The organism is Micromonospora gifhornensis, assembly GCF_016863515.1.
Classification (GTDB): domain Bacteria; phylum Actinomycetota; class Actinomycetes; order Mycobacteriales; family Micromonosporaceae; genus Micromonospora; species Micromonospora gifhornensis.
This window is the reverse complement of sequence record NZ_BOPA01000026.1, coordinates 47,378-66,107: the sequence shown is the minus strand read 5'-3', so window position 1 is coordinate 66,107 and position 18,730 is coordinate 47,378. Positions and strand designations below refer to the sequence as shown.

At 72.7% G+C, this 18,730-nt stretch carries 13 protein-coding genes; 10 read left to right on the top strand and 3 right to left on the bottom strand.

The genetic code is table 11. The annotated features are described in order from the left end of the window. Nucleotides 1-35: 35 nt before the first annotated feature. Both grpE and dnaK read right to left on the bottom strand, forming a co-directional pair. On the bottom strand, nucleotides 36-809 hold the full coding sequence (grpE, locus tag Vgi01_RS18835) for a nucleotide exchange factor GrpE (protein ID WP_204291880.1): 774 nt from the start codon (nucleotides 807-809) through the stop codon (nucleotides 36-38). 43 nt (nucleotides 810-852) lie between these two features. Continuing rightward, nucleotides 853-2,736, bottom strand: coding sequence for a molecular chaperone DnaK (dnaK, locus tag Vgi01_RS18830; RefSeq protein ID WP_102657729.1), 1,884 nt, complete (start codon nucleotides 2,734-2,736; stop codon nucleotides 853-855). Between the two features lie 221 nt (nucleotides 2,737-2,957). Here dnaK and Vgi01_RS18825 point away from each other — a divergent pair, with 221 nt between their 5' ends. From Vgi01_RS18825 to Vgi01_RS18815, 3 genes are read left to right on the top strand one after another with little or no spacing between them, the layout of a single operon-like run. After that, nucleotides 2,958-4,778, top strand: a complete 1,821-nt coding sequence (locus tag Vgi01_RS18825) for a GTPase family protein (protein WP_204291879.1) — start codon at nucleotides 2,958-2,960, stop codon at nucleotides 4,776-4,778. Nucleotides 4,779-4,783: 5 nt separating this feature from the next. Continuing rightward, nucleotides 4,784-6,460, top strand: coding sequence for a GTPase (locus Vgi01_RS18820; protein ID WP_204291930.1), 1,677 nt, complete (start codon nucleotides 4,784-4,786; stop codon nucleotides 6,458-6,460). A 57-nt stretch (nucleotides 6,461-6,517) separates the two neighbouring features. After that, entirely contained in the window at nucleotides 6,518-7,738 is a 1,221-nt protein-coding gene (locus Vgi01_RS18815; protein WP_204291878.1) for a hypothetical protein, read from the top strand. A gap of 22 nt (nucleotides 7,739-7,760) precedes the next feature. On the opposite strand, the gene Vgi01_RS18810 is transcribed toward Vgi01_RS18815, so the two are convergent. Continuing rightward, nucleotides 7,761-8,387 (bottom strand): phosphatase PAP2 family protein, encoded by a 627-nt coding sequence (locus Vgi01_RS18810; protein WP_239089060.1) that lies wholly within the window; start codon nucleotides 8,385-8,387, stop codon nucleotides 7,761-7,763. Between the two features lie 88 nt (nucleotides 8,388-8,475). Here Vgi01_RS18810 and Vgi01_RS18805 point away from each other — a divergent pair, with 88 nt between their 5' ends. From Vgi01_RS18805 to Vgi01_RS18775, 7 genes are all read left to right on the top strand, one after another. After that, nucleotides 8,476-9,189: a hypothetical protein gene (locus Vgi01_RS18805; protein ID WP_204291877.1), complete on the top strand. Its 714-nt coding sequence runs from the start codon at nucleotides 8,476-8,478 to the stop codon at nucleotides 9,187-9,189. A 632-nt stretch (nucleotides 9,190-9,821) separates the two neighbouring features. Further along, a complete protein-coding gene (gene pdhA, locus Vgi01_RS18800) occupies nucleotides 9,822-10,997 on the top strand; it encodes a pyruvate dehydrogenase (acetyl-transferring) E1 component subunit alpha (RefSeq protein WP_204291876.1) in 1,176 nt (391 codons plus the stop codon). After that, nucleotides 10,997-11,986, top strand: a complete 990-nt coding sequence (locus tag Vgi01_RS18795; protein ID WP_204291875.1) for an alpha-ketoacid dehydrogenase subunit beta — start codon at nucleotides 10,997-10,999, stop codon at nucleotides 11,984-11,986. The genes pdhA and Vgi01_RS18795 overlap by 1 nt, the downstream gene beginning before the upstream one ends. 5 nt (nucleotides 11,987-11,991) lie before the next feature. After that, nucleotides 11,992-13,446 carry a dihydrolipoamide acetyltransferase family protein gene (locus Vgi01_RS18790; RefSeq protein WP_204291928.1) on the top strand — a complete coding sequence of 485 codons (1,455 nt, stop codon included), beginning with the start codon at nucleotides 11,992-11,994 and terminating at the stop codon, nucleotides 13,444-13,446. Between the two features lie 215 nt (nucleotides 13,447-13,661). Then, complete coding sequence (locus tag Vgi01_RS18785; RefSeq protein WP_013730805.1) at nucleotides 13,662-13,799, top strand: hypothetical protein; 138 nt, start codon at nucleotides 13,662-13,664, stop codon at nucleotides 13,797-13,799. Between the two features lie 342 nt (nucleotides 13,800-14,141). After that, nucleotides 14,142-16,697, top strand: coding sequence for a hypothetical protein (locus Vgi01_RS18780; RefSeq protein ID WP_204291874.1), 2,556 nt, complete (start codon nucleotides 14,142-14,144; stop codon nucleotides 16,695-16,697). Nucleotides 16,698-16,826: 129 nt separating this feature from the next. Next, nucleotides 16,827-18,662 carry an NHL domain-containing thioredoxin family protein gene (locus Vgi01_RS18775; RefSeq protein WP_204291873.1) on the top strand — a complete coding sequence of 612 codons (1,836 nt, stop codon included), beginning with the start codon at nucleotides 16,827-16,829 and terminating at the stop codon, nucleotides 18,660-18,662. Nucleotides 18,663-18,730: the final 68 nt, after the last annotated feature.

Below are 18,730 nucleotides of genomic sequence, written 5' to 3'. Positions count from 1 at the left end.
TCGGCGGATGAGACGACCCCGGTCACCGTCGCGCACTATTCCGGATCGGCCACCGCGACCATCGCCGGCCGCAGCAGTCGCTCACCCATCTGGTAGCCCCGTCGCATCACCTGCACGCAGGTCGGCTCGGTGACGTCGGGCGAGGTCTGGTGGGCCACCGCCTCGTGCCGCGTCGGGTCGAACGGGTCGCCCTGCTCCCCGAAGGGAGTCAGGCCGAACTTGCCCAACGCGGCGATCAGCTGCTCGGCCACCGAACCGAACGGGCCGACCAGGTCGCCGTGTTCCCGAGCCCGGTCCAGGTCGTCCAGGATCGGCAGCAGCGCGGCCAGCACCGAGCCGGTCGCCTGCTCGGTGACCAGTGCACGGTCACGCTCGACCCGCTTGCGGTAGTTGGCGTACTCGGCCGTGACCCGCTGCAGGTCCCGGGTGCGCTCGTCGAGGTCGGAGCGCAGCGCCGCCAACTCGGCACCGAGCCCGCCGGCCCCGTCCGACCCCTTCTCGGCCGTGGACTCGCCGACCGGACTCGCCGGAGAGTCCACCACCGGTGGGCCTTCCGTGGCCGGCTCGCTCAACGCGGCGGCCTCGACCTGGATGGCGTCGACCACCACCTCGGCATCCTCGACCAGGCCCTCGGCCGGAACGTCCGACCCGGCGTCGGCAGCCGCGCCCTCCGGCTCGGAGGTCTGGCTGATCTTGCGGTTGTTGCGGATGACGACCCGCGGCGCATCGCCGGCGGCCGGCTCCGACGCCGAGCCACCCGGCGCCGACCCGGTGTCACCCGGGTCAGCGGCTCGTGGCTTCTCCGTCATACGACTACCTCATCCCTCTGCCCGTGAGCCTGCGTCCGGACCGTCACTTCTTGTCCTCGTCGACGATTTCCGCGTCGAGCACGTCGTCGGCACCCGGCCGCGCGCCGGCCTGACCAGCGCCAGCCGCGCCAGCCGCACCAGCGGCACCGGCACCGGCACCACCAGCAGCGCCGCCCGCCTCGGCCTGCTCGCCCTGCTGGGCGTAGAGCAGCGAGCCCGCCTCCTGGGAGACCTGCGCCAGCCGCTCGTGCGCCGACTTGATCTTATCGATGTCGCTGCCACCGAGGGCACCACGCAGCTCACCGAGAGCCTCGTTGAGCTTCTCGCGGTTCTCGGCGGGGAGCTTGTCGCCGTTCTCGGCGAGGAACTTCTCGGTCTGCCACTGGAGGGCCTCGGCCACGTTGCGGGCCTCCGCCTCGTCGCGGCGGCGCTTGTCCTCCTCCGCGTGCTCCTCGGCGTCGCGGCGCATCCGCTCGATGTCATCCTTCGGCAGCGAGGAGCCGCCGGTGATGGTCATCTTCTGCTCCTTGCCGGTGCCGAGGTCCTTCGCGTGGACGTTGACGATGCCGTTCGCGTCGATGTCGAAGGTGACCTCGATCTGCGGCACGCCACGCGGGGCCGGCGGAAGACCGGTCAGCTCGAAGGTGCCGAGCTTCTTGTTGTACGCGGCGATGTCGCGCTCACCCTGGAAGACCTGGATCAGCACCGACGGCTGGTTGTCGTCGGCGGTGGTGAACACCTCGGACCGCTTGGTCGGGATGGTGGTGTTGCGCTCGATCAGCTTGGTGAAGATGCCGCCCTTGGTCTCGATGCCCAGGCTCAGCGGGGTCACGTCGAGCAGCAGGACGTCCTTGACCTCACCCTTGAGCACACCGGCCTGCAGGGCCGCGCCGACGGCGACGACCTCGTCCGGGTTGACGCCCTTGTTCGGGTCCCGGCCGGTCATCTGCTTGACCAGGTCGGTCACGGCCGGCATCCGGGTCGAGCCGCCGACCAGGATCACGTGGTCGACGTCGGCGACCTTGATCCCGGCGTCCTTGACGGCCTGCTCGAACGGGCCCTTGCAGCGGTCCAGCAGGTCCTGCGTCATGCGCTGGAACTCGGCCCGGCTCAGCGTCACGTCCAGGTGCAGCGGGCCGGCCGCACCGGCGGTGATGTACGGCAGGTTGATGTTGGTGGTGGTGGCGGCGGACAGCTCGATCTTGGCCTTCTCGGCCGCCTCCTTGAGCCGCTGCATCGCCATCTTGTCCTGCGACAGGTCGATGCCGTGCTCGCCACGGAAGGTCTTGACCAGGTGATCCATGATCCGCTGGTCCCAGTCGTCACCGCCGAGCAGGTTGTCACCGCTCGTCGACTTGACCTCGATGACGCCCTCGGCCAACTCCAGCAGCGACACGTCGAAGGTGCCACCACCGAGGTCGAAGACCAGGACGGTCTGCTCCTTGGAGCCCTTGTCCAGCCCGTACGCCAGGGCCGCCGCGGTCGGCTCGTTGACGATCCGCAGCACGTTGAAGCCGGCGATCTCACCGGCCTCCTTGGTGGCCTGACGCTGGCCGTCGTTGAAGTACGCCGGGACGGTGATCACCGCGTCGGTGATCTGCTCGCCCAGGTATGCCTCGGCGTCCCGCTTGAGCTTCATCAGCGTCCGGGCCGAGATCTCCTGCGGGGTGTACTGCTTGCCGTCGATGTCGACGGACCAGTTGGTGCCGATCTCCCGCTTGACCGAACGGATCGTCCGGTCCGGGTTCGTCACCGCCTGACGCTTGGCGACCTCACCGACGAGCACCTCGCCGTTGCGGGCGAACGCGACGATCGACGGGGTCGTCCGCGAGCCCTCAGCGTTGGCGATGACGGTGGGCTCACCGCCCTCCAGGACGCTGACGCAGGAGTTCGTCGTGCCGAGGTCGATACCGACCGCACGTGCCATCTTCGCTTCCTCGCTTCGTAACGTTGGGCAGGTGACGAGCACCCCCGTCGCGCTGCCCGGCGGGCGCCGCCCGCAGCGACCCCACCTCAAGTTGAGTGAACTTGACTCAATAGTGCCACGCCCACCGCAATCGTCAAGTCAAGGTTGAGTCGACTCGGCGCAACTCACCCCTCGCTACTGACCGGTTGTCTTACCTTGTGTCGGTCGGGCACGCTTTAGCGGTGACGACGAACGGCGATCCCGCCTCACTCTCCGGCGCGCCCGCCGTCGCAGCCCGCACCGGCCGTACCGACGCCGGGGAGGACCGGCCGGACGCCGACGACCGCCTGCCCGACGCCCTGTCCGGCCTGCGTGCCGCGATCGGGGCCGCCAGGTTCCCGCTGGTGCTGCCCTCGGCCGAGCCCGCCGAGCGGATCGGCGCCGCGCTGGCCGACCAACTCGACGACTACCTGCTGCCCCGGCTCACCCGGCTCGACGCGCCGCTGCTCGTGGTGGTCGGCGGATCCACCGGCGCCGGCAAATCGACCCTGGTCAACAGCCTGGTACAGGCGCGGGTCAGCGCCGCCGGAGTGCTGCGCCCCACCACCCGCTCACCCGTACTGGTGTGCAACCCGGCCGACTCGTCCTGGTTCCGCCGGGGCGAGCTGCTGCCCGGCCTCACCCGTACCAACCAGCCCAGCGACGACCCGCGCACCCTGCACCTGGTCACCGCCCCCGCGCTCGCCCCCGGCCTGGCGTTCCTGGACGCCCCCGACATCGACTCGGTGGTCGACGCCAACCGGGCGTTGGCCGGTCAACTGCTCGCCGCCGCCGACCTGTGGCTCTTCGTGACCACCGCCGCCCGCTACGCCGACGCCGTCCCCTGGGAACTGCTGCGCGGCGCGCGGGCCCGAGGCGCGGTGATCGCCATGGTGCTCGACCGGGTGCCGGCCGAGGCCACCGACGAGGTCGCCGGCCACCTCGCCGAGATGCTCGCCGAACAGGACCTGGGCTCGGCGCCGCTGTTCGTGCTGCCGGAGACCTGGGTCGACGGGCAGGGCCTGCTGCCCGCCCGGGTCACCGCGCCGCTGGCCGACTGGTTCGCCCGACTCGCCGCCGACGCCGACGCCCGCTCGGCGGTGGTCCGGCAGACCCTGGGTGGCGCGCTCGTCGCGCTGCAACCGGCCGTCGAGAGCCTGGCCGCCGCCGCAGACGAGCAGGTGGCCGCCGCCGACGCGCTTGACGATCGGGTACGCGCCGCGTACCGGGCCGCGAACCGGACGGTCGAGCAGGGGCTGCGCGACGGTCGGCTGCTCCGCGGCGAGGTGCTTGCCCGCTGGCAGGAGTTCGTCGGCACCAGCGACTTCTTCCGCACTCTGGAGGCGCGGATCGGCAGGCTACGGGACCGGCTCGTGGCCGCGTTCAGCCGACGTCCGGCCGCCCCCGCCACCGAGCTGCGCGAGGCGATCGAGTCTCAGCTTGTCACTTTGCTGCGGGCGGTGGCCGCCGAGGCGGCCGAGCAGGCGTACACCGGCTGGAAGGCTCATCCGGCCGGGGCCGCGCTGCTCGTGCCGGACCTCGCCCACCACGGCGACGACCTGCCCGAGCGCGCCGAGCGGCTGGTCCGGGACTGGCAGCGGGGTGTGCTGGAGCTGGTCCGTACCGAGGGTGGTGACCGGCGGTTCGTGGCCCGTACGGCGGCGTACGCGGTGAACGCCACCGGGCTGGTTGTCATGATCGCCGTGTTCACCTCGACCGCGTTCATCCCGACCGGGCTGGAGGTCGCCACCGGCGCGGGCACCACCCTCGCCGGACAGGCGGTGCTGCAAGCGATCTTCGGTGACCAGGCCGTGCGGACGCTCGCCGACAAGGCCCGGGCGGACCTGCTGGAACGGGTGCGCGTCCTGCTGGACGCCGAGGCCGCCCGCTTCCTCACCCGGACCGAGCAGGCCCGGCCGGCGGACCAGGCCGCCACCGCGTTGCGCCAGGCCGCCGAGCGGGTGGAGGCGGCCCGACTGGCCAGCGGATTCGCCGACGCGACAAGCGCCCGGGAGCGGCTGTGATGGGGATGGGCGGACGCCTGCGTGAGGCGTTACGGGCCGACGGCCGGGTCGACGCCGACCAGTTGGTCGCCCGGCTGGAGGCGATCCGCCGGTTCCTCGGCATCGTCGACGGCAAACTGCCGGACACTCCGTTGGTGCCGGCACGCACGCTTGTCGAGCGGGCCGGCACCCGGCTGTCGCTCTCCCGCGACCACACCGTCGTGGCGCTCGCCGGCGCGACCGGCAGCGGCAAGTCGAGCCTGTTCAACGCGATGGCCCGGATGGATCTCTCTCCGGTCGGGGTGCGCCGACCCACCACCGGCGTGACGCACGCCTGCGTGTGGGGGCCGCTCGACGGCGGCACCCGACTGCTGGACTGGCTCGGCGTACTGCCCCGGCACCGGTTCGTCCGGGAGAGCCTGCTCGACGGCGACGACGAGTCCACACTGCACGGGCTGATCCTGCTCGACCTGCCGGACTTCGACTCGGTGCAGCACTCGCACCGGCTGGAGGTGGACCGGCTGCTCGGCCTGGTGGACCTGGTGGTCTGGGTGGTCGACCCGCAGAAGTACGCCGACCGGGTGGTGCACGGCAGCTACCTGCGCGAGTTCCACAGGCACCGCGACGTCACAGTGGTCGTGCTCAACCAGGTCGATCGACTGCCCCCGGCCGACGTCGACCGGGTGGTGGCCGATCTGCGCCGACTGCTCGACTCCGACGGGCTCGACGGGGTACCGCTGCTGCCCACCACGATCACCGACCCGGGCGGGACCGAGGGGCTGCGCGGAGCGCTGGAGCGCTGCGTCGCCGAACGGCAGGCCGCGCTGCGTCGACTCTCCGGTGACGTGGACGCGGTGGTCGCCGCGCTGGACGAGATGGTCGGCGCGCCAGGCCCGGCGTTGACCGCTGGCGACCCGGCGGTGGCCACGCTGGATCGGGCACTTGTCGCCGTGGCGGGCGTACCGACGGTGGCGGAGGCGGTCGAGCAGGCGTACCGACACCGGGCCGCCGCCACGACCGGTTGGCCGCTGGTACGCCTCTGGCGGCGGCTGCGTCCCGATCCGCTGCGCCGGTTGCACCTTCCCGACCGGTCGGGCGATCCGCGCGACCCGGCGGAGAGCCTGGTCGCCGCGACATCCGTGCCCGAGCCCAGCGTCGCCGACCGGTCCGCGCTCGGGCTCGCGGTCCGCACGGTGGCCGAGCGGGCCGGCGCCGGCTTGCCGAGCGCCTGGCCGAACGCGGTCACCGCGGCGGCCCGGTCCCGGCTCGGCGACCTGCCGGACGCGCTGGACCGCGCGATCGCCGACACCGACCTGGGGATGAACCGGCCCCGCCTCTGGTGGCGACTGGTCGGCGGGTTGCAGTGGCTGGTGACCCTGGCCGCCGTGGCCGGGCTCGGCTGGCTCGCCCTCGGCTACGCGCTGCGGGCCCTGGGGTTGCCGGAGCTGCGTCATCCGATGGTCGGTGAGGTGCCCGTGCCGACCCTGCTGCTGCTCGGTGGGCTCCTCGCCGGGCTGCTGATGGCGGCCCTGACCCGGCCGGTGGCACGGTGGACCGCCCGGCGGGCCCGACAGCGCGCCGAGGCCCGGTTGACCGGCGCGGTGACCAAGGTCGGTGAGGAGTACGTGCTCACGCCGGTTCGGGCGGTGATCGCCGCGCACGCCGACGCGCGGACCGTCCTCGAGGTCGCCCGGCATCGCTGAGCAACGCCGGACGTCTGCTCACCGGTCATCGGGCCCCGAGCGGCGTAGTGTCGGGTCATGGCCACGCCACAGACCCCGTACGAAGCGGTGCTGCACGCCGCCCGCGACGTGACCAAGCTCGACACCGCCCTCGATGCGGAGATGCTCGGCGCGGCCCTGCTGGGCAGCGTGTACGAGGTCGCGGAGACGGACCGGGAGACGGCCGTACGCGAGTTCGTGGCCGGTTTTCTCGCGGCGACCTCGCGACGTCGGGCTCTCGCCGCCACCACCGTACGCGCCGTCTTCGCCGCCCTCGTGCCGGACGCGAAGGGCGCGGACCGGGTCCGTCCCGGCGCTGCCGCACCAGCCTGGTCGGGTCACCTCGGCCGGGTGCACCTCACCGGCACCTGGGCGTACGGCGACGTCTACGGCGACCAGACCTCCTACCTGGCGACCTTCGCCTACGACGACACCGTCGGCGGGCCGGAACATGCGCTTATCGCGTTGGTGGACCACAACATCGGCATCGCCAAGGACGTCTTCGTCGGCGGACCGGCGAGCCGAATCCTGGCCCAGGTCCGGCAGTTGTGCGCCGAGGACGAGCTGACCTGGTTCCGGGAGGAGGATCCGAGCCGGATGCGTGGCGAGGTGAGCCGGCATCTGGCGGTCACCGACCACCTGGGGCAGTTGCCGGGGACGACGTCACTGGCCACGGATCGGGCGCTGGTCGGGGCCCGGTTGGCGATCCTGCCGGCCTGGCAGGGTGCGGTGCCGGTGCCGTCCGACGATCCGCTGCCGGCGACCGTACGGGCCGACGAGATCCGGCGTTTCCTCGCCTCGCCGGAGGCGAGTCGGGCGGGCTTCGACGACGTCGACGGTGCCGAGTTGGCCTCGCTGCACTTCTGCCTGGGCCTGCTGCTCGACCACGCGGCCACCTTCGCCGACGCCGACCCGCTGCGCTGGAGCCCGACGGTGGCCGGGTTCTTCCTGCTCGACTGGGTGCACCGTCGGGCCGTACTCGACATGGACGACGCGGCGATGCTGCCCCGGGTGCTGCGGGCCTGGGCCGCGTACGCCGCCCGCAGGCGTGGGTTGCCGGAAACGGCTGCCGCCGGTACGGACACCGCGATCGCCGAGATGGTGCCCGAGTTCGTCCGGCTCTACGCCACCGGCGAGCGGCGCAGCCCGGCGACCGCGGCGGTGGCGCAGTTGATGGCCGACGGGGTCGACCCGGACGATCCGGCCGCGCTCGACGCCTGGATCGACGCCAACCGGCACCGCCTCTCCGACGACGGCTGACCCGCAGTCGGATCGACCCGGGTCAGCGCAGCACGGTGAAGACCACGGCCGCGACCAGACCACCGAGCACGCCACCGGCGAGCACCTGGGCGGGGGTGTGATCGCCGAGTCGCACCCGTGACCAGCCGACCAGCCCGAGCAGCGGGGTGGCCACGAGCACCCAGACGCCGAAGGTGACGAGCAGTACCGCCAGCGTGCCGACCGCGACCGCGGAGTGGATCGACATCTTCCACCACTGGCTGACCGTCACCGCGACCACCAGGCCCACCAGTCCGGCGGCGACCAGGGCCAGCACGGGTCGCGGCGCGCCGAGCACCGCGAGCAGGGCCAGCCCGGCCGCCACCGAACCGAGCCCGAACAGCAGCGGATTGCGCCGCTGTTCGCGTACCCGGACGTGATGATCGGTGAGGCGGCCACGGCGCACCCCGCCGACGATGTACGCCATCGGGAGCAGGCTGGCGAAGAAGACCGCGACCAACCCCCAGCCCACACCGCTCAGCCTGCCCTGGGCGCTGTGCCAGCCGATCACGACGGTGAGCAGCGAGACCAGGACGGCGGGCGCGGTCAACTCGGTGACGATCCGGGCCACTCGCAGCCCTGGGCCGGGCCGGGCCGCAGCGACGTCGTCAGCGACCAGGTCACGGTCGATCAAGATCAGATCCCCCCGCCCCGCTCCGGTCCGTCGACGGCCTCCTCACCGTACCGTCGGTGACCCGGTGCTTCCCGAGTGATCCGGAGTGGGGCAGGCCGGCTCGCCCGACCTGCTCGGACCCGCCGAGGCGCTGGGCCCGTCCGGCGTGGCGGGGTCCCGGGGCAGGTGGGGGTTCGCCGACGTGGACGGCTCCGTCGCGGCGGGCGGATCGGTGGCAGGAGGGTCGGTGGCGGGTGGGTCGGTGCTCGCCGACGGGTCGGTCGGGTCCGGCGGTTCCGCCGATGTGCTCGGCCCGGCACCGTCCGGGTCCGGCGAGGCGGACGGGCTGGCGGGATCGCTCGGCACGGGCGGGTCACTCGGGACCGGTGGTGGCGAGGTCGGTGTGGCCGTCGGCGCGGAAGGAACTCCCGGCACCGGCCGGGTCGGCGTGGGGTGGGGCGTCGGGGTCGGGCGCGGGAGCGGCGCGGGCACCGGGCTGGGCGGCCGAGGTCGGGGTTCGTTGTCCGGTAGCTCCGGGCGCCGCTCGGGCCTCAGGTCCACAAGCGTCGGCCCCGGGTCAGGCCGGGCGGGGTCGACCGGCGGGGCGGCCGGAGCGGTCGACGGCACCGCCGTCGAGGTGGCTGCGGGGGCACCGGTGGGCGGCGGCGGGATGACCACCGGCCCAATGGACGGCGTCGGGATGAACGGCACACCGCTGTCCGGCAGGGCGGTGCTGCCCACCGTCGCCGAGCCGGTGCTGATCGCGGCGAGAACCGGCATCGAGGCCGTGCCGGCGAGCAGCGCCACGGTCAGCAGGTAACCGCGGGACGGACCAGCGGTGCGTACGGCGCGGTGGGCGCCCACCACCCGGCGGTAGCTGCCGGGTGCCCGGTGCCGGCCGAAACTCCCGGCGCCCTCATCTGGTTCCGACACCACGCACTCCTCGTCGTCGCCCGGGGCCTGGACCGTCATGAGCTGCCCCGGCGGACCGCCGAGTGGGATCGGGGTCCAGCCGGAAACAGCGTCGGTCAACGACTCCGGGCCAGCCAACCCCCCACCGCGTGTCGAAACACTCATATGGCCGAATGGCGACAAATCACCACCGGAACGTCCGGGCGTCATTGGAGCCGACACCTTGGCATTTCAGGTAACGAACCGGACCGGCCTGGGATGCGGGGCAGGCAGGGTGTGGGACGGCTCACCTGTGATGCGAATATGGAGCCACGACGGCAGCGCAGCCGTGACCTCCGTGCACCCACGCGGTAGGCGCGACTGGGCGCTGGCGCTCCCGAACCGGGTTCGGCCATGAATCCGGCTCAGGCCGCGCGGCAACCCCCACCGGGGCTAGGCGCGGTCGCCAGGAACCGCTCCCGGCACCAGCCGGGGCGGGCTCACGAGTCGCGCGGCCGGGTGACCCCCCGGTGCCGACGCAGACACGACAGGGAGAGACGGATGGCAAAGGGCGACCCCGGGGCCAGCACCCGCGGCCGGCGAGCCGCACCCCGATCCAGGAAGGCCGCGAGCGGCGACCCGGAACTGGTGCAACTGCTCACCCCGTCGGGTGAGCGCATCGACAGCGTCACCGGCCCGGACGGCGTCGAGTACCGTGTCGACTTCACCGACGAGGAGTACCGCGGCCTCTACCGTGACCTGGTACTCGTGCGGAAGTTGGACGCCGAGGCCACCGCCCTGCAACGGCAGGGCGAACTGGGTCTGTGGGCCAGCCTGCTGGGCCAGGAGGCCGCGCAGGTCGGTTCCGGGCGGGCGCTACGCGCTCAGGACATGGCCTTCCCGACCTACCGGGAGCACGGTGTCCTCTACTGCCGTGGCATCGATCCGATCATGCCCCTGGGCCTGTTCCGCGGCGTCGACCAGGGCGGCTGGGACCCGAACGAGTTCAAGTTCAACATGTACACGATCGTGATCGGGGCGCAGACCCTGCACGCGACCGGGTACGCCATGGGCGTCGCGATGGACGGCAAGACCGGCGGCGAGGACGGCGAGGCGGTCATCGCCTACTTCGGCGACGGCGCCACCAGCCAGGGCGACGTGAACGAGGCGTTCGTCTGGGCCAGCGTCTTCAACGCCCCGCTGGTGTTCTTCTGCCAGAACAACCAGTACGCCATCTCCGAGCCCTTGGAGCGGCAGACACGGGTTCCGCTGTACCGACGAGCCGCCGGCTTCGGCTTCCCCGGCGTCCGGGTGGACGGCAACGACGTGCTGGCCACGTACGCGGTGGCCCGGCACGCCCTGGACAACGCCCGCAACGGGCAGGGCCCGAGCCTGATCGAGGCGTACACCTACCGGATGGGGGCGCACACCACCTCCGACGACCCGACCCGCTACCGCATCGCCAGCGAGGTCGAGGCCTGGCAGGCCAAGGACCCGATCGCCCGGATGAAGGCCTTCCTGGAGCGGGAGAAGATCGCCGACAGCGACTTCTTCGCCGAGGTCGACGAGCAGGCCCGCCGGGAGGCGATCGACCTGCGCGAGCGGGTGCTGGCCATGCCGAACCCGGAGCCGGTCACCATGTTCGACCACGTCTACCCCAACGGGTCGCCGCTGCTCGACGAGCAGCGCACACAGTTCAACAGGTACTTCGACTCGTTCGAGGGGAGCGCGCACTGATGGCCACGGAGACGCTCACCCTCGGCAAGGCCCTCAACATCGGCCTGCGCAAGGCCCTGGAGAACGACCCCAAGGTCGTCATCATGGGCGAGGACGTCGGCAAGCTCGGCGGCGTCTTCCGGATCACCGACGGGTTGCAGAAGGACTTCGGCGACCAGCGGGTGATCGACACGCCGCTCGCCGAGTCGGGCATCATCGGCACCGCGGTCGGCCTGGCCATCCGGGGCTACCGGCCGGTCTGCGAGATCCAGTTCGACGGCTTCGTCTACCCCGCGTACGACCAGATCGTGTCGCAGGTGGCGAAGATGCACTACCGCTCGGGCGGCAAGCTGAGCATCCCGATGGTCATCCGGATTCCCTTCGGCGGTGGCATCGGCGCGGTCGAGCACCACTCGGAGTCGCCCGAGGCGTACTTCGCCCACACCGCCGGGCTCAAGGTCGTCTCCTGCGCCAACCCGCAGGACGCGTACGTGATGATCCAGCAGGCGATCGCCTCGGACGACCCGATCGTCTTCCTGGAGCCGAAGCGGCGCTACTGGGAGAAGGGCCAGGTCGACCTGGACGCCCCGCTCGCCGAGGCGTACCCGCTGCACTCGGCCCGGGTGGTGCGGCCCGGCACGGACGCCACAGTGCTGGCGTACGGCCCGATGGTGCGCACCTGCCTGGACGCGGCGACCGCCGCGGCCGAGGACGGCCGCGACCTGGAGGTCATCGACCTGCGCACGCTCTCCCCGCTGGACCTGGGCGCGGTGTACGAGTCGGTGCGGCGCACCGGCCGCGCGGTGGTGGTGCACGAGGCACCGTCCAACGTGGGCCTGGGCGCGGAGATCGCCGCCCGGATCACCGAGGAGTGCTTCTACTCGCTGGAGTCGCCGGTGCTGCGGGTGACCGGCTTCGACACCCCCTACCCGGCCGCCCGGGTGGAGGAGGAGTACCTGCCCGATCTCGACCGGGTGCTCGACGCCGTCGACCGCACCTTCGGCTGGTGAGCGGCATGTCCCGGATCAAGGAGTTCAACCTTCCCGACCTGGGTGAGGGCCTGACCGAGGGCGAGATCCTCGCCTGGCTGGTCAAGGTGGGCGACACCATCGAGCTGAACCAGCCGATCGTCGAGGTGGAGACCGCCAAGGCGGCGGTGGAGATCCCCGCGAAGTGGGCCGGTCAGGTGCAGGCGATCTTCCACCCGGAGGGCACCACGGTCGAGGTCGGTACGCCGATCATCGCGATCGACACCGACCCGGGCGCCGGGCCGATCGAGTCCTCGGCCGAGGAACTGCCCACGCCCTCGGCGGCCTCGCTGGCCGCTGTCGACATCGCCCCGGCGGAGGGCGCGGTCGAGCCGGGCCTGATCGGTGGTCCCGCACCGGGCGGTCGTACGGCCGTGCTGGTCGGCTACGGCCCGCGCACCACCGCCGCGAAGCGCCGTCCCCGCAAGGGCGCGGCCCAGGCCACCGCCCCGGCCACCCCCGCCGCGCCGGCCCCGGTTGTCACGGCTCCGGTCGTCGCGGCTCCGGTGCCGGTGCAGGCCGCGCCGACGGTGAACGGCAACGGTCACCACGGCGGCCCGGTGCTGGCCAAGCCGCCGGTACGCAAGCTCGCCAAGGATCTCGGCGTCGATCTGCGTACGCTGACCGGCTCGGGCCCGCTCGGCTCGATCACCCGGGAGGACGTCCAGCAGGCAGTGGCGGCGTCGTCGGCCGAGCCGCTGACGGTCGGCGCGGCGGCCACCTCCGCCGCGAGCTTCGGCGCCGACCGTGAGCAGCGCATCCCGGTCAAGGGGGTACGCAAGCTCACCGCCGAGAACATGTCCCGCTCGGCGTTCACCGCGCCGCACGTCACCGAGTTCCTCACCATCGACATGACCCGGGCGATGAAGGCGCTGGACCGGCTGCGTGGCCGGCGGGAGTGGCGCGACGTACGGGTCTCGCCGCTGCTGCTGGTGGCGAAGGCGGTGCTGCTGGCGGTCAAGCGACACCCGATGGTCAACTCGACCTGGGCCGGCGACGAGATCGTCGTCAAGGAGTACGTCAACCTGGGCATCGCGGCGGCCACCGAGCGCGGCCTGATCGTGCCGAACATCAAGGATGCCGGCCGGCTGACCCTGCGCGAGTTGGCGGACGCGATGACGGACCTGGTGCAGACCGCCAAGGCCGGCAAAACCTCGCCGGCTGCCATGTCGGGCGGCACGCTGACCATCACCAACGTCGGTGTGTTCGGGGTGGACACCGGGACCCCGATCCTGCCGCCGGGGGAGTCGGCGATCCTGGCCTTCGGGGCGGTGCGGGAGCAGCCCTGGGTGCACAAGGGCAAGGTCAAGCCACGCATGGTGACGACGCTCGCGCTCTCCTTCGACCACCGGATCATCGACGGTGAGCTGGGTTCGAAGTTCCTGCGCGACATCGGTGACTTCCTCACCGACCCCGAGGCGGCACTGCTCGCCTGGACCTGACGCACTGCGACGACGGCCGGTGTGCCACGGGTGAACGCCCGGCACACCGGCCGTTGCCGTTGGGCGAAGAATGCCGGTCCACATCGCATCCGATACCTACGATTCGTAGGCTCGTGGCGCAGCTCACCTAATAATCGATGGATGTTGGCGGGGTTTTGCTGTTCAATAGAGACATCAACGGGCCGACAACCGAATAGCCAGCAGGAGAGAACACCATGAGCATGATCGAGCGAATCCGTAGCCGCCGCGACGCCAACCGCCGCGCCCGGGCCATCGAGCGGGCCCTGCGCTCCGCCAGCTCGCCGGCCGTACGCGACGAGATCCTCGTCATCGCCCAGCGTCACATGCACTGACGCCCACGACATTTATTCACCTCCTCCCCGACGACGACCCGCCCGGACCACCGGGCGGGTCGTTGTCATTGCGCCCATGCCCTGACACCGGGATACCGCCTCGCCCCAGCGCCCGGTACGGTGGGGCACGGTCGTCATCCCCGGCTCGGGAAGGTCGATGCGATAGATGCGAATCGACACCACCCGGCAACGGACAGTGATGACTGGCGCTCCCCGGATGCGCCCCGGTGACCACCGGATACGGTGCGGGGGGAGCCGGCACGGCCGGCACGCCGGCACCGCCGGCTGCCCGGCCGAGACAATCGGCGACGGCGGCCGACATGTGATGGAGGAGGCGCACGCATGACGTCCGAGGGCCCGCACCACCCCGGCCACGAGCCGGACGAGGTGCCGCCGGGCGGCGGCGGATCGGCGCCGTACGGCGACCGCCCGGTTCAGCAGGACAACGGCTACGGCGCACCCGCCCCGGACCTCGGCTGGGCACCCCCACCGCCGGCCCGCCCCGACCAGGCCGCTCCCGCCTGGGCGAGTCAGCCGGGTGCCGGCTGGGGCAGCCAGCAGGCCAACCGGCAGGCGCAGGCGCCGAACTCCGGCACCTGGACGCCGGCTGCCGGCGGCCAGCCGTCCTGGACCCCACCGGGCGAGCAGCCCGCCGCCAACTGGCCGGCAGCGTCCACGTCGGACCAGCCGGCCTGGGCCAGCGCTGGGCAGAGCAATCCGGCCTGGGGTGGTGCCACCACATCAGAGAGCACCCAGCCAGCTGAGTGGACACCCCACCAGACCTCGTCGGACCAGTCCGCCAGCAGCCAGTCAGGTTCCCCGCCCGCCAGTTGGCAGGGCAACCAGCAGCCGGAGTGGAACGCCACCCCCCGCCCCGCGGAGCAACCGCCCGGCTGGGCCGCAGGCGCACCCGAGTCGGCGCAGCCGGACTGGGCGCAGGGCAACGCCCCCGCACAGCCCAACTGGACGCAGAGCAGCCCGCCTGCGCAGCCGGACTGGGCGCAGGGCAACTCGCCCGCACAGCCGGACTGGGCGCAGGGCAACTCGCCCGCGCAGCCGGATTGGGCGCAGGGCAACTCGCCGGCGCAGCCCGACTGGGCGCAAGGCAACTCGCCGGCGCAGCCCGACTGGGCGCAGGCCAACCCGCCGGCGCAGCCGGACTGGGCGCAGACCAACCCGGCCGCCCAACCGGAGTGGGCGCAGGGCGGTCCCTCCGCGCAGCCGGACTGGGCGCAGACCGATCAGGCCGCGACGCGCGCCGAGCCGGCCGCCCGGGCCACCGCCCAGGTGCCACCGGCCGACCCCGCGCCGCAGCAGCATTCCGCCCCCGGCGACCCGGCCCGTGCCGGTGCCTGGCCTGGCGAGCAGGAACAACCCGGTTGGGCCGGCGGCCAGGGACGCCAGCCGGAAACGGGCGGGTGGGCTCAGGACCAGGCCCCGGCCTGGACGCCCACCGAGGCCGCCAGCGGATCGGCATCGCCGCTGCCGTCCCGCAACGCCGGTGACCGCGCGCCGCTGACCGAGGTCGAGCCGTGGGCACCCGGCGAGGCCTGGGGTGGTGGCGGGGCACCCGAGGCAGGGCCGTCCCGATCCGACACCGGGCGTGCCGAGGAGAGCCCGGTGTACCAGCCCGCGCCGGCGCCCGGCATCTCGCCGGCCAACATGGTTCCGCTGCCGCCACAGGAGCAGCGGGTCCCCGGTGCCAGCCTGGCCGCGGCACCCCCCACCGACTACCCCGCCCCGGGTCAGTACCCCGGCGACCAGTCCGTGCCGAGTCAGCGCCCCGGTGTCGACCAGCCGGCCGGCAGTTGGGGGCAGCCCGAGTCGCGGCCGGACGAGCCGCAGCCGTCGGCTGAGGCGGCGATCCCCGCCCCCCGTACCTCGCCCGAGTCGGTCGGCCGGGCCACTCCGACGGCGGCGGCCGGCGGCGTCTCGGCGAGCGCGTCGGTGCCGACGGCCAGCCGGGTCACCCCGCCGGCCGACCACACGGCCCTTCCGACCGGCGCGCCGGCACCTCGGGTGTACGGCCGACCGGCCCGCCCGGAGCCGGAGGAGCCGGTCCAGGAGCGCGAGGAGCAGCCCCAGCCACCCCGGTTCGGCCAGGGCCCCGAACCACGCTTCGCCGATCACGAGCAGGCCGGACCGGCCGCCTTCACCGGCGCGGCCGCTCCCGCGTCCCCGGCTTTCCCGCCGGGACTGCCCGCCTTCGCCGACGCGCCGGCCACTGATCGGCCGGTCAACGGCGTCAAGCCGCACCCCGAGCCGGACCGACCGGCCGACCGCTTCGGCGGCGCGGCCGGGGATCCCTTCGGCGGCCCGGCCGGGGATCCCTTCGGCGGCCCGGCCGGTGACCCGTTCGGCGGCGCGGCCCGTGACCCGTTCGGCGGCGCGGCCGACCGCCCCGGCGTCACCTACGGTTCGCCCGCCCGTCCGGAGTCGGGCCCAGACCACACGTCGGCCTTCCCGCCGGGGCCCCAGCCGAACGCGCCGTGGAGTCCGGGCACGCCGGCAGGCGAGCCGGAGCAGGGCCGCTTCGACGCGTTCAAGCCGGTCGCCGAGCCGGCCGCCGACGCACCGCCACCGAAGGTACGCAACGGCCGGGTGCTCGCCGCGGTACTTGTCGCCGCGGTGCTCATCCTCGCCATCCCGCTCGGCCTGCTGCTGCTGCTCGGCAAGTTCGGCGGCTCGGACGACAACGCCTTCGACCCGGCGGTCGGCTCCTGCGTCAAGCGCTCGGGCGACTCCGCCGTCGAGGCGGTGTGCGGGGAGCCGGAGTCGTTCAGCGTGGTGTCGAAGGTCGAGTCGAAGGACAAGTGCCCCGACCCGGCCCTGCCGTACGTAGAGTTGCGCGGCGACGTGGCCAACCCGGTGCTCTGCCTGAAGAACTCCACCGGCTGATCACTCCGTTGCGCCGGAGTTGCGGTATCCCGGCGGCTTGGATACCGCAACTCCGGTGCAACTGTGCGGTTCACCCGGAGATCGCGCCCAGCGGGTCGGTCCCGGCCGGCCGTACGGCACGATGGGGGTATGAGTGCACGCGTACGGGCGCCGGAGCTGCGGGGTCGGGGTTGGCTGAACACCGGTGGGCGTGAGCTGACGCTCGCCGACCTCCGCGGCAAGATCGTGATCGCCGACTTCTGGACGTTCTGCTGCATCAACTGCCTGCACGTGCTTGACGAACTGCGCCCGCTCGAGGAGAAGTACGCGGACGTCCTCGTCGTGATCGGGGTGCACTCGCCGAAGTTCGAGCACGAGAAGGACCCGGTCGCGCTTGCCGACGCCGTCGAGCGGTACGGCGTGCACCACCCCGTACTCGATGATCCTGAAATGGACATGTGGCAGCAGTACGCTGCCCGCGCCTGGCCGACCCTCGCGGTGATCGACCCCGAGGGCTACGTGGTGGCCACGATGGCCGGCGAGGGTCACGCCGAAGGGTTGGCCCGGTTGATCGACGACCTGGTCGCCACCCACGAGGCCAAGGGCACGCTGCACCGGGGCGACGGCCCGTACGTCCCACCGGCGGAGCCGCAGACGACCCTGCGTTTCCCCGGCAAGCTGGTGGTCGGGCCGGACGGCACCCTGCTGGTGTCGGACTCCGCCCGGCACCGGGTGGTCGAGTTGGCCGCCGACGGGGAGACGCTGCTGCGCGCCATCGGCACCGGCAGCCGAGGCCGGGTCGACGGTACGGCCGACACCGCGACCTTCTCCGAGCCACAGGGGCTCTGCCGGCTCCCGCCGCACGTGGCCGAGGTGGCCGGCTACGACCTGGTGGTCGCCGACACGGTCAACCACCTGCTGCGCGGCGTACGCCTGAGCAGCGGTGAGGTGGTCACCGTGGCCGGCACCGGGCGGCAGTGGCGCTCCACGGTCGACGACCACGCCCACGACGCGCTCTCGGTCGACCTCTCCTCACCCTGGGACCTCGCCTGGTACGACGACAAGGTCGTCATCGCCATGGCCGGCATCCACCAGCTGTGGTGGTTCGATCCGATCAAGCGGACCGCCGGCATGTACGCCGGCACGACCGTGGAGGCGCTGCGCGATGGGCCGCTGGCGGAGGCCTGGCTGGCGCAGCCGTCCGGGCTCGCCGTCTCCGCCGACGGCCGCCGACTCTGGGTCGCCGACAGCGAGAGCAGTGCCATCCGGTACGTCGAGGACGACGTCATGGGTACATCGGTGGGCCAGGGTCTGTTCGACTTCGGTCACGTGGACGGGCCGGCGGCGCAGGCGCTGCTCCAGCACCCGCTCGGCGTCTGCGCGCTGCCCGACGGTTCGGTGCTGATCGCGGACACCTACAACGGGGCGGTGCGGCGCTACGACCCGGCGACGGGCGAGGTGTCGACAGTGGCCACCGACCTGGCCGAGCCGAGCGACCTGGCGCTCACCCCGGACGGTGCGGTGCTGGTGGTGGAGTCCGCCGGGCACCGGATCACCCGGTTGGCTCCGGGCGCGCTCTCCGCCGTCGGCGCGAGCACCGTCGACGGCCAGCGCCACCGGACCGAACGCAAGCCGACCGACCTGGCGGCCGGTGAGGTGACGCTGGACGTGATCTTCACTCCGGCGCCGGGGCAGAAGCTCGACGAGACGTACGGCCCGTCCACCCGGGTGATGGTGTCCGCGTCCCCGCCGGAGTTGCTGGTCGAGGGGGCCGGCACCAGCACCGAACTGTCCCGCCGACTGGTGCTCTCCGACTCGGTGACCGAGGGCGTGCTCCAGGTGACCGCCCAGGCGGCCACCTGCGACGCCGACGTCGAGCACGCGGCGTGCCACCTGACCCGACAGGACTGGGGCATCCCGGTACGCGTCGCCACCGGCAGCGCGACCCGTCTCCCGCTGGTGCTACGCGGCCTCGACGCCGGCTGACGCGGGCATCGGGCGGATTGTGTTAAGAGGGGGCCCTCCTCTACCGCAGGCGTTAACAAGGTGCCCTT

Bases quoted from the DNA above. Each gene is read 5' to 3' on its own strand.
- grpE (WP_204291880.1), bottom strand. From the start codon at position 809: ATGACGGAGAAGCCACGAGCCGCTGACCCGGGTGACACCGGGTCGGCG.
- dnaK (WP_102657729.1), bottom strand. From the start codon at position 2,736: ATGGCACGTGCGGTCGGTATCGACCTCGGCACGACGAACTCCTGCGTC.
- Vgi01_RS18820 (WP_204291930.1), top strand. From the start codon at position 4,784: ATGGGCGGACGCCTGCGTGAGGCGTTACGGGCCGACGGCCGGGTCGAC.
- Vgi01_RS18815 (WP_204291878.1), top strand. From the start codon at position 6,518: ATGGCCACGCCACAGACCCCGTACGAAGCGGTGCTGCACGCCGCCCGC.
- pdhA (WP_204291876.1), top strand. From the start codon at position 9,822: ATGGCAAAGGGCGACCCCGGGGCCAGCACCCGCGGCCGGCGAGCCGCA.
- Vgi01_RS18795 (WP_204291875.1), top strand. From the start codon at position 10,997: ATGGCCACGGAGACGCTCACCCTCGGCAAGGCCCTCAACATCGGCCTG.
- Vgi01_RS18790 (WP_204291928.1), top strand. From the start codon at position 11,992: ATGTCCCGGATCAAGGAGTTCAACCTTCCCGACCTGGGTGAGGGCCTG.
- Vgi01_RS18785 (WP_013730805.1), top strand. From the start codon at position 13,662: ATGAGCATGATCGAGCGAATCCGTAGCCGCCGCGACGCCAACCGCCGC.
- Vgi01_RS18780 (WP_204291874.1), top strand. From the start codon at position 14,142: ATGACGTCCGAGGGCCCGCACCACCCCGGCCACGAGCCGGACGAGGTG.
- Vgi01_RS18775 (WP_204291873.1), top strand. From the start codon at position 16,827: ATGAGTGCACGCGTACGGGCGCCGGAGCTGCGGGGTCGGGGTTGGCTG.